The sequence below is a fragment of the Chamaesiphon sp. VAR_48_metabat_135_sub genome, assembly GCF_031418915.1.
In the GTDB taxonomy this organism is placed as follows: domain Bacteria; phylum Cyanobacteriota; class Cyanobacteriia; order Cyanobacteriales; family Chamaesiphonaceae; genus Chamaesiphon.
This window is the reverse complement of record NZ_JANOJV010000288.1, coordinates 1-14,096: the sequence shown is the minus strand read 5'-3', so window position 1 is coordinate 14,096 and position 14,096 is coordinate 1. Positions and strand designations below refer to the sequence as shown.

Below are 14,096 nucleotides of genomic sequence, written 5' to 3'. Positions count from 1 at the left end.
GGGGGTGTTGGGGTGTGGGGGTGTTGGGGTGTGGGGGTGTATTTTTACCCTTTACCCTTTCTCCCCTAAAGTCTAATCAAAAACACTCTGTAGACATAATTGCCTACAGAGCATTCTCCCATGATGTTGGGTTCTGAATTACTTATTTTTCTGTGCTTGACGTTGCTGGCGAATAGATTTGGTTGCAGCTACATGTTCGGACAAAGTTTTGCTAAATATATGAGTACGATCGTATTTAGCGACAAAGAACAGCAAATCGGTACTGTCGGGATTGAGAACTGCTTTCAAGCTGCCGATGCCCGGACTGGCAATCGGACCAGGTGGAATTCCGGCATTCATATATGTATTATAGGGGTTGGGACGCTTAACCTCTGCAAAAGTTAAGGGTCTATCGGCAGTTTGTTTGAGACCCAAGCCATATTCTACGGTAGGATCGGATTCTAGCCGCATATTTTTAGCTAGTCTCGTGGTAAACACACCAGCAATCTTCGGACGTTCGATCGCAACGGCGGCCTCTTTTTCGACTACACTTGATAAACTCACCCATTGCAACAGACTTAGTTTTTGAGTTGCAGCAGCCTTTTGGTATTCGGGTAAAGCTACCTGCTCGAATTGCTTGAGCATCTGTGTTACAACGCCTTTAGGTGTAATGGTTTCGGTAGGTACTTTATAGGTTTCGGGAAAGAGGAATCCTTCTAAATGGGGAATTCCTTCTGGTAGCCAGGGAAACTTGTCTCTAGGAATTTCTTTGGTTGCAGCAATAAAATCAGCAGCCTTGAAGAAACCTTCCTTTTCAAAGTATTTAGCCATCTGCTTAATATTCCAACCTTCAGGAATCTTAAAGCCAGACTGGACTACTTTACCTTCCAAAATTTGGGCAGCGACGGTTGGTAATGGCTGACTCGGAGATAGTTCGTAAGTACCAACTTGCGGCGAACCTTTGCCCTGTTTTGTCTGCCAGGATGTCCACAGTTTCCAGGCGAGTTGGGACCTAATCGCACCTTTTTCCTCTAATTCTTTGCCAATCGCTTGAGCGGAGGTGCCAGATTTGACTTGGATTTGGATACTTTTAGCGTTAGGATCGGCAGTAGGTGGTGCGGTTACTCCGTTCCACCAGAATGTGCCGATACCGCCAGCAAGGACTGTCAGCAGTGCAATTGGTGCTGAAATTAATAACCACTTAGGAGTAGTTTTGGACCGTTTCAAGGGTAATTCTCCAGATCTAGATTTCATCCAATAACATGTCTTCGAGCATGGGCTGGAGTTGTTCGGCTTCTGTTTCGGAAAGCAGCGAAATAGCCCCTTTCTCATCGGCTTTACCGAAGAATAGGAGAGGATCTACAGGGGTGCAAATCGCATATTCTTGCTCTTCATTATAAAACCTCGCCAAGATTTGGAATTCTTCTGGTTCTAAGCTTTCGTCTTCTTCATCGAGTTCGATTGTCACTACTTCAGTTGGATCTAGGGGTGGTAATTCCCCGACCGCACTGAGTGTAAATGCAGTCCGCTTGAGAGTAAGATTTTGTTCGGATAGTACCGCATGAGCATCGGCAAAGATGCGACTAATCTCTTCCTCTTCTTCGACAGCAACTAGTTCGGTAATATCATCGTCTTCATCCCAAGCGAAGATTTCAATTGGTGCATTTTCTGGCAATAATAGCAAGTAAGTTTTACCATCGAGTTCGAGTTCGCGCTCGATGAAACAGGGTAGTTCCCGTCCCGTTTCATCGGTGAGAGTGACTAACTCAGCGTCATCGAAATCTTCAGACTGGGGCGATGAGGACATAGAAATAATTTTAAATGGTAATTATAGTGGGTAGTGTCTAGTTTAGTTGTAACAATCGAACGCTTTTTTTGCAGAGATTATATCGATCGGCGATGAGAAAAGCCAACCATTAGAATACCATACTAGTGGGGGTAAAGGTTAAGGGGTAAAGGGTAAAGGGTAAATTTTTCATTGCCCCAATTAGGGGTTCTCAATTTGTTGCAAGCTGTGAGTAAATCTATGAGATACTGGCGATCGCTAGACGCAACCAGTCTTCAATGTTGGGACTTTTAACCATTAAACTATCTTGACCGATCGCTTGTAAAGCATGAAGAATTTCATCATTTGTATAGCCCAACGCTAACAATGTCATCTCCACTTCAGCCTGCATAGTTGGATTCAAATTTGTCAGGGGGAGTGATTCGCTCAAACCTGCGGAAATTCGCCATTGTCCGAGTTTGCTCCGCAATTCGAGGGCTAGACGTTCGGCAGTTTTTTTACCTACTCCTGGCGCAGTGGATAGACGTTGAATGTTGCTGGTGACGATCGCCGAAACGGTATCGGCTAATCCTAGTTTATCTAATAGAGCGATCGCGAGACTCGCGCCGACTCCACTGACACTAATTAATTGTCGAAATAAATCTCGTTCGGCTGCGGAACTAAAACCATATAAGGAGATTCCATCTTCGCGTACCTGCTGGTGAGTGAATACCTGAAGTTCGGTATTTAGCACTACTTCCATTATCATCCGCTGGGGAACCTGCAATTCATAGCCGATTCGATCTACTTCCAATATCAACATTGTCTTGTTATTAGCTGGAGTCTGGATTTGGATGGCGATGCCTTTGAGGTAGCTAATCATCTATTAAATTAGGGGGAGGGCGGAGGGGGGAGCGGGGAGATAGAAACCAATGTTCTGTCGTATTTATAGATCGAAACTTGCGTTGGAACTTTCCATAATTGGCTATCGTCAAATTGAGTAACCAGGACAAAATTAGAGCCTGAAACTTAACTCAGACAAGACTCAGATTTGGTGATGCTGCTCTTTTAAAGATACTGCACCACAGAGTTCGTTGAGAAATCTACTTAAAATGGGAAACTAAAATGAAAAAGAATATTGTTGCATTAGTTATGGTCTGTTCCTCAGTTGTAGCTCTAGGAATGAGTGCGCCTGCTAGGGCAGAAATGGGCAAAAATTCGATCGGTCCATCAATTTCTATCGGTGGTGGTTCTACTGATTTTGGGATTGATTCTAAATTCGGCGTGAGCGATAGTCTCTCCCTTCGCCCCTTTGTTTATTTTCCTAGTGGCGGTACTGACTTTGGTGCTGCGCTGACTTATGATTTTAATCTTCCAAATGCTGGCAACAAACTTCAAATTACTCCCTTTGTTGGCGGATCTGTAGATGTTTTCAGTGGTAATGGTGGTGGTAGTACAACTAATGTAAGCTTTGTCGGCGGAGCTGATTTTGATGTAACTGATAGCGTTCAGTTAAAAGCAGCTTTGGATGTACCGTTGAGTAGCAATGGTTCGACTACTAGTGTAACTCTCGGTGCTGGTTTCCGGTTCTAAACTCGGTAAGTATTGTCGGTCGGATTGCAGTTAAAATCGGGGTTCCATTAAAATTGCCAGCCTGCTCTAACTTAGAGGAGGCTTTTTCTTGTCGATATTTTCCAACCATTTTGTATATAAGTCGGGGCGTTTAGTTTGAGTTCGATCGAGTTGTTGTTGATGTCGCCACTTGGCAATTTTCTCATGATTGCCAGACATTAAAACATCGGGAACGCGCCAACCGCGAAATTCGGCAGGACGGGTATAGTGGGGATAATCGAGTAAGCCATCTTCAAAGCTATCTGCGTTGAGGGATTCTACTTTACCAACGGTACCAGGCAGTAAGCGGGTAATGCCATTAATTAATGTCAATGCAGGAATCTCCCCACAAGTTAGCACGAAATCACCGAGCGAAATTTCTCGATCGACAATATTCATCACTCGCTCGTCGATGCCTTCATAATGACCGCAGATTAGCACTAATTGGTCGTAATCACTCTGCAATTCCTGAAATAAGGCACGATCGATCGTCCGTCCCTGAGGACTCATTAATAGCACCTGTCGCCGTGGCAAAATGGGTAAAGACTCGATTGCCCCAAAAATCGGCTCCGGCTTGATCACCATCCCCACACCACCGCCATAGGACTCATCATCAACCTTATGATGTCGATCGAATGTAAAATCGCGGGGATTGGTAATATGTACCGACGCAATCTGTTTAGCTAAAGCTTTACTCATTAAGCCACAGCCAAGTGGAGAAGTAAAAAATTCAGGAAATAGTGTGATGAGGTCAAAACGCATGACGGAAAAAGATCGATCTTAAGTTACTCATTTTAGTTGAGATTGCGACGATCCACCGATTTAAGCGATCGTGTGAGATTGAGGTAGGGGCAATTCATGAATTGCCCCAACCTCAATCTCACACAGACGTTAACCTAAAAAGATCGATCTTGGCGCACTCATTCTAATTGAGCTTCAATACCAAGATCGATCTTTATAAATATTCAAAGATTAATACAGATCGCCGCTTTGTTCTAGCAGCAACCGCATTTAACCAGAAATTTTGATTTTAGCTTTTTTACCAGAGGATAATTTACGCTTTAGCCCAATCACTGCAAACCCAGCGACAGCAGTTCCCAGCATGTCAGAAGGTTCGGGAACACTTGCATCTGCGGGAGGCACTACAACTGCACCATTTCGGGCATTAAATGTATAACGACCGAGAACGCCATTACTGTTGAGACTATTAGCGATCAATGACGTTCCGGCTGGGCCACCATCTAAGAAAGCACCATTGACCCCAGAACCAGCGAACTCATAAAATGTGCCTGCACCATTGGAGTAACCAGCCCGAGCAGATGTGCCACCTAAACCATTAGCATCACCACCACTAAATGTACCAGTTTCCCACTGTACTTGGTCGTAGTTATATTCAATATCAAAGTTACCAGCACCTGTATCTCCACGATCGATCAACACAACCTGAAAGCTATTATTTTTGGAGGTCGAAGAACCAAAATAGCCGACATTGACATAGTTGGCAGCAAAAGCATTGTAACCACCAACTGTTCCTGTCCCATAGGTAACAGGAGAAGATCCTGCAACGCCAGTATGTACGTCTGCGAAAAACGCTGCAATAATGGGACTACTACCACCTGTAATACCCGTAGGTGTATATTGGTTTAATGCCCCAGTAAAAGTCAAGTTACCGTTGTTATTGACATAAGTATTAGAGTAGCTAGTACCAAAAAAATTGGCTGTAAAGCCCAGAGAGACTAAGCCAGTAGAACCATCGTCATTAGCAGCTAGGGTGTTGCCATTAAATCCAGATCTGATCGCTGCGGCTGAAGCGATGCCAGTCATTGCTAGACTGAGTGTTGCCGCAGATAAAACTGCGACGGAAATTCGGACTACGGGGTGTTTAACGGACATTTGAAGGATTTCCTAAATACTAAGTTTAAGGAAAAGTTTCGTTAAGCTCGAAATATCGAGCCCGACGAAAAATTCAGTATATTCTCAATTATGGAGAGTAAAATAAACTTTTGAGACTAGTGATAATACGTATATTTTAGCTTTTGCAGAAATTGTGATGAACATTAGACACTAGTGATAATACGGAGCCACTATGAATAAAGCTCTAAGTCATCTGCGACACATTGCCTTAAAAGTGTCTGGAATCGATCGATTACGACTTCTCCTAACTCACGATCCTTAAATTACGCAGCAATCATTCGGCTAGCCGCTAGATTTGGCAATAAGATCTCTAATTCTAGATCGGCTGCTGCTGCGGCTAATGCATCGAGATCGTGAAGATCTGAGAGATAGGGAAGACAACCGAGGACGGGAGTGGTCGTCAGAGATTGAATTAAGTCGGCTGGGGCGAAATTGGCGATTTCTGTTGTGGAAAGTGGGCGAGTACAATTAAGGACAATTCCGCGTAACTGGACATTGTATTGTCTAGCTAGTGCGACATTTGCGACGGCTGAGGCGATCGATCCGAGTTTAACTGGGACTACTAATACTGCGGGTAATCGCCAATCTCTAGCTAAATCGGCGATGACGAGTTCGTCAGTTATTGGTGTACCCAAGCCGCCGATGCCTTCTACCAAGACGAAATCGTGCTGCTGTTGCATCCGTTGGAGAGCCTGCCAAGCGATGCCCAGATCGATATGTACACCTGCTTGGGCGGCGGCGATTGGTGGCGCGAGGGGTTTTTCTAGATAAATCGGGACAGTCTCGCTCATAGCTCGATCGAACACTTCTGCGTAAAACTCTCGATCGCCCGTACCGCATTGAATCGGCTTGATAATCCCCCAATTTTGGAGTGGATGATGTTTTTGCCCATAAGCAGCCAATGCTGCGGTCAAGACGGTTTTCCCCGCATCTGTATCGGTACTAGTAATTAGCAGCATTAAACTAGGGGTTAGGGGTTAGGGGTTAGGGGTTAGGGGTTCGGGGTTCGGGATTCGGGATACGGGATTAAAAAGATGGCCACATTAGCGTTTAATAAAGTCCCAATCAAAAATCCAAAATCAATTAGCCTGGATCGGTAGCATCGCTACCTGATGGCGGGGTTGTGCCATCACTATCAGTTTTACTTGGTGATGTTTGACTTTTGGGAAGGGGTACGGGTATACCGATCTGTGGTTCTGGTACGGCGATGGGAATCGCTTTCTCTTCCACAGCCGCTTTTGGTGAAGGACTGGGCTGGGATTGTGTTTCTGAATCAGTCCGACGAGTGCGGCGACGGCGGGGGGTCGGAGTTTCCGCTTCACTAGATTCCACCCGATTGCGGCGGCGGGGGGCGGGAGTTGCCTCTTCGCTCGATTTGACCCGTTCGCGTTCCCTGACTTGGCGATTGGGTTCTGCTTCAGTTCGGTTGCGTCTTATATTCCGAGTTGGGCGTTCTGATTCGATCGGTGTAGCTTTGGGTACGACGATTGGAATTGGGTCGGGGGAAATGCTGGGAGTGTTGCTACTGGGTAAATTTGGGTTGGGATTGCTGGGGAGATCTTTAATTCCATTACCGCTGGGTAGGGGCGCACCAATGGATGGTGTCGCTTCTGTCTCAGGGGTAGTCGGGGTTAAAGGTGAGGGTGAAGGGATGACAGATATTTGCGTGATGCTCAGTTTGTAGGGGAATGTTTTCCCAGTTAAGCCTTGAATCGGCCGTAACTCGATCGTATATTCTCCCGATACGGGAATTGCACCCCGCCAACCTACGACTCGCTCAGATTGGCTATCGATCGGGCCACCTGTGGGCGAGGTAATGGTCATCAGCACTTGAGTTGCGGCGGGGGTCGGAGATATTGGGGGGTTATTATTAGACTTGGGATCTTTTTTCTGACTGGGGTTGGGACTAATTGGTGAGATCGGGGTAGTAATCGGCGTGGAAGGATCGATCGGCGCGGCATTTTGGCCGATCGGCGCAACTAGCTGAATATCTAGATTTTGCCCAGCCAGAGCCGCGAACCGGAATCTGACGGGGGTCTTGGGGTCGATCGTCCCTTCTTTGACGATCGGTCGATCGATGTCTGGTTGCAGGGTATCGGTAGGCGTTGGGCTGGAAGTGCTGGTATTGTCGGGAATTGTGGGATTGTCAAAATCGATTTGCTTGGGTGGGGTGCTGGGGATGGGATCTGGCGATCGATCGTGGAGTAGTTGCGAGACTACAAACCAAGAGCCAAAACTAGCGAGCAGCGAAATCAGCAAGCCCAGGGGAATAAAAACTTGGGGCTTTTCCCAGAAAGATTTGGCATTGAAATTGGTAATTGCCGTTTGGATGCGATTGCTAGCTGAGGGGATGCTTTTGGCACCTACTACCACTGTGGGGATGGCTGAGGCTCCAAACGGTTGGGGTCTTGCTGTTTCTGGTGCTGGACTGTTGGGGATATTCAGAGATTCGAGATCTCGGTATACTTCGATTGCCGATTGATAGCGATCGTTGGGGTGGAGATTAGACATTCGCCCCAAGACATTGGCAAATTCATCACCGATCTGCGTCCATTGCCGCCAATCCCAGTTGATGAGATCGCCTTGAAATAGAGCACTGGGTTCTTTGCCAGTTAATAACACCATCGCTGTGACCGCCAGGGCGTAAAGATCGCTATTGGGATAGACTTGTCCGCTTTTGATTTGTTCGACTGGAGCGTAACTAGATTGCCCCCCTGATCCAGGCGGAATGACCGGGATTCCCTGCAATTTATTGACAAATTCTTTGACGACACCGAAGTCGATTAAGACGGGCAATCGATCGCTATCGCGACAGCAAATATGCGCTGGAGAGATCGCTTTATGGACGGCACCTTTGCTATGGATGTACCCCACAACGGGGAGGATTTGGAGTAAAAATTGCCAGACTTCAGCTTCACTAAATGCCTTGCCAAGATCGCGACGTTCTTCCAAGAGATCCTGATATGTTTTACCAGGCATATAGTCTCGCACTAAAAACACCCGATTTTGTTCTTCAAAACTTGCCCAGAAGCGGGGAATCTGGAGATGTTGAAGTTGATAGAGTAGTGTGGATTCGTGTTTGAAAAATTCTTTGGCTTTGGCTACCGTGCTGGGAAATTTGACAGCAGGGATGAGTTCCTCGATCGCGCAAGAAGCATCACCACGACCTCGATCGGTTGCGAGATATATTCGCCCCAATTCTCCATCTCCCAGCAGGTTGAGGATACGGTAACGTTGCTGCAAAAGAGTATCTGGGGCAAGTGGTAGCATACTGTGCTCGCTCAAGTTTACGGAGATCGAAACTATGACAGTCAATTCTAAGGTCCAGTGTCAACGATTGTCCTGAGGATGATTTAGTTCCTCCCGATTTTGTCGCGCCTTATTCGTAGTTATCTCATCTATTGTATATAGTAAGTGATATTTTCTCTATCTACTGAGCTACAAAGTAAAAAAAATAACTCCCCATTCTTATGGAGAGTTATTTGTATATAGTGAGCAAGGAGGGATTCGAACCCCCGACCTTCTGATCCGTAGTCAGAAGCTCTATCCACTGAGCTACTTGCCCATGTCCGCTCTCTAATATAACATACCTTTTTCTAAAAATGCAAAATTTTCCTGACGAAATCGAATTTAATTCTCAGCTTACACATTTGACCGATCGTGGGGAAGCCAAGATGGTAGATGTCGCCGACAAGCCGATAACCAAGCGTACCGCTGTTGCAGGGGGACAAGTTCGCATGTCTCTGGGTACTCTAGAAGAGATTTTAGCGGGTAATGCACCCAAGGGTGATGTGCTGGGTACTGCGAGGATTGCGGGCATCATGGCGGCGAAACAGACTGCCAATCTGATTCCGCTGTGCCATCCCCTCCCCTTGAGTCAGGTGGTGGTAGAATTGATTCCCGATCGAGATTTACCAGGGATTCAGATTCGATCGACTGTGACAATCAAAGCGGAAACTGGGGTAGAGATGGAAGCTTTGACTGCGGTATCGATCGCAGCTCTAACTTTGTACGATATGGCGAAGGCACTGGAGAAGTCGATGCAAATTGAAAATATTCGGCTGATTAGCAAGACTGGGGGGAAGTCGGATTTCGCGAGAGGGTAGGGGATTGGGGTTTGGGGGTGTGGGGGAATATTGATTCCCTTACCCCTTTTCCCTAAAACCTAAAACCTATCTTCTCGATCGCCGAACTCAGGTTAAAATGGGATCGATCTCAATCGCCTTTCTATCCCCATTCCCATTGTGAAAAAACGGGTTACTCTTACCTTCCCCAAACGGGCGATTCAGATGCCAGTGGCTTATCGGCTGGCAAAGGATTTTAATATCGCTGCAAATATTATTCGCGCCCAAGTAGCACCGAACCAAATTGGCAAGTTGGTAGTAGAATTGGCTGGAGATATCGACGAACTCGAAGCTTCGATCGATTGGATGCGTTCTCAAGGTATCCAAGTTTCAACAGCTAATAAGGAAATTTTTGTCGATGAGGATGTTTGTGTGGATTGTGGCTTGTGTACTGGGGTCTGCCCCACGGAAGCTCTAAATCTTAATCCTGAAACTTTCAGACTCAATTTTACTCGATCGCGTTGTATCGTCTGCGAGCAATGTATCCCAACTTGTCCTGTAGGTGCGATTTCTACAAATCTGTAGTTGCTAGATCCCCAAGATCGCCGACTTCTTCGAGAAGTCGGCGATCTTGCCGCTGTCATCTGAATTTGGCTGACCTAAACTAGTACTACGCGGCACTAGTTCGGCGATAATCTTTACTGGCCGAACGATCTAATTTTGAGGCTATCTTGTCTCTTCTTGATATAGACGGATGACGAATTTTCCAGCCGGAGTAGCCTGAAATATTTCCATACCCTTAGCCATCTGAGCTGGTAACGCGCTCATTGCCGGTAGCTTGATACTGTAACCCGCTGGGCTGATAATTGGTGCTGCCAATGTCGCAAACGCCAAATCTGCTGCGGAGAATCGATCTCCCACTAAATAACGCCGACCATCAGCCAATAGCTTACTAACCATCTCAAAAATATCAGTAATGCTCTGATGGGCTACGATTGCCGATGCTGGATTGATATCATATTCCTTGACGATCTCAGCGGGAATTTTTTTAAAGATAATTGGAAATAACAGCTTCTGATACCACGGCGTACCCTGACAAAAGAGCGGTTGAATCAGCTTTTTCTCGCTCACAATATGAAAATAAGCCCATTGACGAACGGCTGGTGCTAACACCAAGTCAAAAGATTTGACCAGATCCTCTACCTGCTGTAAGTCTTGGGGATTTGTCGGATAAAGTTTGGCTGCTGGGGGTGCGATCTCATCGACATATTTCAAAATATCTGCCGAGTCTGTCAAAACTTTAGTTGCCGTGACCAAAACAGGCACTGACTTTCCACCAACTCGCTTGGTAAAGAACTGATGAAAGGGTGGCATATGCCGATCTTCCACGAATGGAATTTGGGATCTGATTAATGCCCAGCGAACTTTTTCGCAATAGTGGCTGACCGGAATCGTAATCAGACGAACGGGTGCTGGTGTTTGCTGGGACATACAATTTGCATTTTGCAAGTGATAATGAAATTACCATACTTACTTGTAGAATACAAGTCAAGTTAGATTGGCAACGAAGTTGACTTTGCTAGGATGACAAGCTAGAGCGGGGAGCGGGGAAAAACTGACGTTAAGTAGTAGACTTACTTTCAAACAACTGTGATAGAGCGATCGATTGAGCTGCAGCCATTTGTCCATAACAGAACACCAGCGGTACTTCTGGCGGTAAAAGTGGTGCGAAATCGGCCCTTAAGTAAGGACTCCCATAAATTACTAATCCCTGTAATTGTCCATTGGCTAATAGTTGTTTGAGCAATTTTTTCGCCACGGAGGTAATTCCCAATCCGCCAGAAAATGGGCTGGTACGGATGAAAAGTTGGAGAATAGCTGACTCTTCAGGTGCAATGGTAATTGTGGGACTATGGCGGTTAATTAGTTGGAGTTGATAACCGAGTTTGGCGGGGATGGTAACGGCTGGGGTGCTACGACTGAGGAAGGTAGTGTCGAGGATTTCTTCGAGGGCGATGATATTTTTACCAGCAGTGGGTTTTAATGGTAAATTGCCCTGAGTCACGATCGAGTCTTGTAACATTCCAGCCGCAACCGCCATCGATTTGGGCTGGGCGAGTGTCGTTAATGCTGCGGTTTGACTATTGACTGGTGACTGAGTGAGCGTAATCCCATCCCACTCGTCAAATAACTTCTGTTTCGATCGCCAAATCCGCCCCACACTAGCTTTAATTCGCTCCGCACTAATCAGCCCCGACTCCACTGCATGACAGACAGCCTGAATTGCAATTTCCGGATCTACAGGCATCAAAATAATGTCCGAACCAGCCGCCACCGCCATTACAGGCGCATCATTCGCCCCATATCGATCGGCAATCGCCCCCATCACCAAAGCGTCAGTACTAATTAACCCCTCAAAACCCAAATTATGTCGTAATTCCTCAGTCAAAATCCGTGGCGAAAGCGTCGCAGGCATTTCGGGATCGAGGGCGGGAATCAATAAATGGGCACTCATCACACTATCTACCCCCGCTTTAATTGCCGCACGGAAAGGGGGGAACTCGATCGAATCTAATCGCGCTCGATCGTGGGAAATTACGGGCAATGCCCAGTGTGAATCTACCCCAGTGTCCCCATGTCCAGGAAAATGTTTAGCACAGGTTAACACCCGATATTCTGCCGCTCCTTCGATATAGGCAGTGGCTAACTTACTGACAATTTCGGGAGTCTCCCCAAACGATCGAATATTAATCACCGGATTAGCGGGGTTATTATTCACATCGACTACTGGAGCCAAAATCCAATTTATCCCCACTGCTAGAGCCTCCTGGGCAGTAATCGCGCCCATTTTGCGAGCATACTCGATCGCCTTTGGTAAATCTGTCTGGGCGATCGCATTGAGAGCCATTGGTGGCGCAAACCAAGTACCGCCTGTAAATCTTTGCCCTACTCCTTCCTCGATATCAGCGGCGATCAGCAAGGGATATGTCGCCCAGGCTTGCAACTGTTGAATTCGCAAGCTTAATTCTCCCGCATTTCCACCCCAAAAAATTACCCCACCCACACCAAGATCGACAATCCAATGCTTCAGCGTCGCTCGATCGCATTCCCCAAATTCAGGATATTGGATCTGATGGTCGAATAAATGACTAGAGGCTCTGACAACCACCATTTGGGCGACTTGTTGAGCGAGGGTTAGTTTGTCTAAATCGGGGAATTGCATGGGGTGGGGACTGGGGGACTGGGGGACTGGGGGACTGGGGGACTGGGGAATATGAATTTCCTTTACCCTAGAGCCTAAAACCTAAAACCTAGATAATTGTTAAAATCTAGATAATCTTGAGATCTAAGGCAAGATGCAAAGACGAACTCTATTATCGGCTGTGCTAGTACCGATCGGTGCTACTGGCGGACTTTATTTTTTATCCTCAAAAACACCCCCAATGGCGAAGACACAAGGCGAATTTGAAATCACCAAAACTGATGAAGAGTGGAAGGCGATCCTGACACCCGAACAGTTTAGCGTGCTGCGGAAACATGGTACAGAGCGTGCTGGTACGAGTATTCTAGACAAAGAGTATGGCAAAGGTCAATTTGTCTGTGCTGGCTGCGATTTACCGCTATTTGTCTCTGAGACAAAGTTTAATAGTGGCACAGGATGGCCGAGTTTCAACGATCCGATCCCAGGGGCGATCGAGACTTCCGTCGATAAATCATTATTTTCTACCCGTACCGAAGTCCATTGTCGTCGCTGCGGCGGACATTTAGGACATGTATTTGAAGATGGTCCTAAACCGACTGGATTACGCTACTGTATGAACGGCATATCGATGAAGTTTATTGCTGCTTAATTTAGGCTTTGGGCTTTAGGGTTAGGGCGATTAGATCTCGACCATTACTGCAATACCCCCGACTGTCTTGTCGTTTTTTTATGCGGGGGTTCCCCCCGCATAAAAACGCCGCTTCTCCAAGAAGTCGGGGGTATGTCCTCACAAGCTTGGCGGTTGTTATAGTAATTAAGAGATTATAATGTTTCGATTCGATTATCATTCGCTTAACTATAATAAAGATATCGAGAATATTAATCGATCGTTTCAATTAATTACCTATCTTTAACAACGAGGTAAATCATGACCCAAACTGTTGCTAGTTGGATGACTCGTGATGTGCTAACAGTTTCACCTACAATGCCTCTGGCGGAAGCCGTTCAGCTTTTAGTCGATCGTAAAATCAGCGGCTTGCCAGTAGTTAATGATGCAGGGAAGTTAGTAGGGGTACTTTCTGAATCCGATCTAATGTGGCGGGAAAAAGGTCTCGATGAACCACCATATATGATATTTTTAGGTGGTGTAATTTTCTTCCAAAATCCGGCAACATTCGATCGAAATTTACACAAAACTTTAGGTCAAACAGTTGGAGAAGTAATGACTCCTCACGTTATCTCAATTGATGCAGATACCACGCTCCCAGAAGCAGCCAGAATTATGCATGATAAAAAGATTCATCGATTACCTGTGGTGGATAAGAATCGGCACCCGATCGGAATTATCACCCAAAGTGACATCGTGCGCGCGATCGCGACCGATCGCTTAACTACAGTTGCTTCGATGTGATTGTCCCAGTTAGTGGCGAACTAGCTGCTGCTACTGTCGCGATCGGAATTCGCCCCGCGAGATATCCCAATCGCCCCGATACGGCAGCTAAACCCATCGCCTGAGCCATCAGAGGGGAATTCTCGGCACAGGCGATCGCCGTATTGATCA

15 protein-coding genes and 1 tRNA gene are annotated in these 14,096 nt (G+C 46.4%); 5 read left to right on the top strand and 11 right to left on the bottom strand.

Features of this window, described 5'->3' with window-relative positions; translation table 11 throughout:
• Positions 1-138: 138 nt before the first annotated feature.
• The 3 genes from mltG to ruvA all read right to left on the bottom strand — a co-directional run bounded on the left by mltG (position 139) and on the right by ruvA (position 2,627).
• Positions 139-1,233 (bottom strand): endolytic transglycosylase MltG, encoded by a 1,095-nt coding sequence (mltG, locus tag RMO55_RS20160; RefSeq protein WP_396134423.1) that lies wholly within the window; start codon positions 1,231-1,233, stop codon positions 139-141.
• On the bottom strand, positions 1,223-1,786 hold the full coding sequence (locus RMO55_RS20155; protein ID WP_310429651.1) for a DUF3727 domain-containing protein: 564 nt from the start codon (positions 1,784-1,786) through the stop codon (positions 1,223-1,225). The genes mltG and RMO55_RS20155 overlap by 11 nt, the downstream gene beginning before the upstream one ends.
• Before the next feature lie 217 nt (positions 1,787-2,003).
• Positions 2,004-2,627 carry a Holliday junction branch migration protein RuvA gene (gene ruvA, locus RMO55_RS20150; RefSeq protein ID WP_310429649.1) on the bottom strand — a complete coding sequence of 208 codons (624 nt, stop codon included), beginning with the start codon at positions 2,625-2,627 and terminating at the stop codon, positions 2,004-2,006.
• Between the two features lie 242 nt (positions 2,628-2,869).
• On the opposite strand from ruvA, the gene RMO55_RS20145 reads away from it, so the two are divergent.
• Positions 2,870-3,337 carry a hypothetical protein gene (locus tag RMO55_RS20145; RefSeq protein ID WP_310429647.1) on the top strand — a complete coding sequence of 156 codons (468 nt, stop codon included), beginning with the start codon at positions 2,870-2,872 and terminating at the stop codon, positions 3,335-3,337.
• A gap of 66 nt (positions 3,338-3,403) precedes the next feature.
• On the opposite strand, the gene trmD is transcribed toward RMO55_RS20145, so the two are convergent.
• From trmD to RMO55_RS20120, 5 genes are all read right to left on the bottom strand, one after another.
• Positions 3,404-4,117 (bottom strand): tRNA (guanosine(37)-N1)-methyltransferase TrmD, encoded by a 714-nt coding sequence (gene trmD / locus RMO55_RS20140; RefSeq protein ID WP_310429645.1) that lies wholly within the window; start codon positions 4,115-4,117, stop codon positions 3,404-3,406.
• A 249-nt stretch (positions 4,118-4,366) separates the two neighbouring features.
• Positions 4,367-5,248 carry a nidogen-like domain-containing protein gene (locus tag RMO55_RS20135; protein WP_310429643.1) on the bottom strand — a complete coding sequence of 294 codons (882 nt, stop codon included), beginning with the start codon at positions 5,246-5,248 and terminating at the stop codon, positions 4,367-4,369.
• 284 nt (positions 5,249-5,532) lie between these two features.
• Entirely contained in the window at positions 5,533-6,228 is a 696-nt protein-coding gene (gene bioD / locus RMO55_RS20130; RefSeq protein WP_310429641.1) for a dethiobiotin synthase, read from the bottom strand.
• Between the two features lie 124 nt (positions 6,229-6,352).
• Positions 6,353-8,539, bottom strand: coding sequence for a protein kinase domain-containing protein (locus RMO55_RS20125; protein ID WP_310429639.1), 2,187 nt, complete (start codon positions 8,537-8,539; stop codon positions 6,353-6,355).
• Positions 8,540-8,761: 222 nt separating this feature from the next.
• Positions 8,762-8,834 (bottom strand) — tRNA-Arg (locus RMO55_RS20120).
• 37 nt (positions 8,835-8,871) lie between these two features.
• On the opposite strand from RMO55_RS20120, the gene moaC reads away from it, so the two are divergent.
• The gene (moaC, locus tag RMO55_RS20115) at positions 8,872-9,375 is read left to right on the top strand and encodes a cyclic pyranopterin monophosphate synthase MoaC (protein ID WP_310429637.1); all 504 of its coding nucleotides are present in this window, start codon (positions 8,872-8,874) and stop codon (positions 9,373-9,375) included.
• Positions 9,376-9,513: 138 nt separating this feature from the next.
• Positions 9,514-9,918: an NIL domain-containing protein gene (locus RMO55_RS20110; RefSeq protein WP_310429635.1), complete on the top strand. Its 405-nt coding sequence runs from the start codon at positions 9,514-9,516 to the stop codon at positions 9,916-9,918.
• A gap of 141 nt (positions 9,919-10,059) precedes the next feature.
• Here the strand turns inward: RMO55_RS20110 and RMO55_RS20105 are convergent, their stop codons facing one another.
• Positions 10,060-10,824, bottom strand: a complete 765-nt coding sequence (locus RMO55_RS20105; RefSeq protein ID WP_310429633.1) for a glutathione S-transferase family protein — start codon at positions 10,822-10,824, stop codon at positions 10,060-10,062.
• A 130-nt stretch (positions 10,825-10,954) separates the two neighbouring features.
• Positions 10,955-12,556: a glycoside hydrolase family 3 N-terminal domain-containing protein gene (locus tag RMO55_RS20100; RefSeq protein WP_310429631.1), complete on the bottom strand. Its 1,602-nt coding sequence runs from the start codon at positions 12,554-12,556 to the stop codon at positions 10,955-10,957.
• A gap of 133 nt (positions 12,557-12,689) precedes the next feature.
• Between RMO55_RS20100 and msrB the strand changes: the two genes are divergently transcribed.
• Positions 12,690-13,184 carry a peptide-methionine (R)-S-oxide reductase MsrB gene (msrB, locus tag RMO55_RS20095; protein ID WP_310429629.1) on the top strand — a complete coding sequence of 165 codons (495 nt, stop codon included), beginning with the start codon at positions 12,690-12,692 and terminating at the stop codon, positions 13,182-13,184.
• Positions 13,185-13,463: 279 nt separating this feature from the next.
• Positions 13,464-13,946, top strand: a complete 483-nt coding sequence (locus tag RMO55_RS20090) for a CBS domain-containing protein (protein ID WP_310429627.1) — start codon at positions 13,464-13,466, stop codon at positions 13,944-13,946.
• Here the strand turns inward: RMO55_RS20090 and RMO55_RS20085 are convergent.
• Positions 13,927-14,082, bottom strand: a complete 156-nt coding sequence (locus RMO55_RS20085) for a hypothetical protein (protein WP_310429654.1) — start codon at positions 14,080-14,082, stop codon at positions 13,927-13,929. The genes RMO55_RS20090 and RMO55_RS20085 overlap by 20 nt on opposite strands.
• Positions 14,083-14,096 lie beyond the last annotated feature (14 nt).

Coding starts and splice junctions, on each gene's coding strand:
- RMO55_RS20135 (WP_310429643.1), bottom strand. CDS start 5,248: ATGTCCGTTAAACACCCCGTAGTCCGAATTTCCGTCGCAGTTTTATCT.
- mltG (WP_396134423.1), bottom strand. CDS start 1,233: ATGAAATCTAGATCTGGAGAATTACCCTTGAAACGGTCCAAAACTACT.
- RMO55_RS20090 (WP_310429627.1), top strand. CDS start 13,464: ATGACCCAAACTGTTGCTAGTTGGATGACTCGTGATGTGCTAACAGTT.
- RMO55_RS20145 (WP_310429647.1), top strand. CDS start 2,870: ATGAAAAAGAATATTGTTGCATTAGTTATGGTCTGTTCCTCAGTTGTA.
- trmD (WP_310429645.1), bottom strand. CDS start 4,117: ATGCGTTTTGACCTCATCACACTATTTCCTGAATTTTTTACTTCTCCA.
- RMO55_RS20125 (WP_310429639.1), bottom strand. CDS start 8,539: ATGCTACCACTTGCCCCAGATACTCTTTTGCAGCAACGTTACCGTATC.
- bioD (WP_310429641.1), bottom strand. CDS start 6,228: ATGCTGCTAATTACTAGTACCGATACAGATGCGGGGAAAACCGTCTTG.
- moaC (WP_310429637.1), top strand. CDS start 8,872: ATGCAAAATTTTCCTGACGAAATCGAATTTAATTCTCAGCTTACACAT.
- ruvA (WP_310429649.1), bottom strand. CDS start 2,627: ATGATTAGCTACCTCAAAGGCATCGCCATCCAAATCCAGACTCCAGCT.
- RMO55_RS20100 (WP_310429631.1), bottom strand. CDS start 12,556: ATGCAATTCCCCGATTTAGACAAACTAACCCTCGCTCAACAAGTCGCC.
- msrB (WP_310429629.1), top strand. CDS start 12,690: ATGCAAAGACGAACTCTATTATCGGCTGTGCTAGTACCGATCGGTGCT.
- RMO55_RS20155 (WP_310429651.1), bottom strand. CDS start 1,786: ATGTCCTCATCGCCCCAGTCTGAAGATTTCGATGACGCTGAGTTAGTC.
- RMO55_RS20105 (WP_310429633.1), bottom strand. CDS start 10,824: ATGTCCCAGCAAACACCAGCACCCGTTCGTCTGATTACGATTCCGGTC.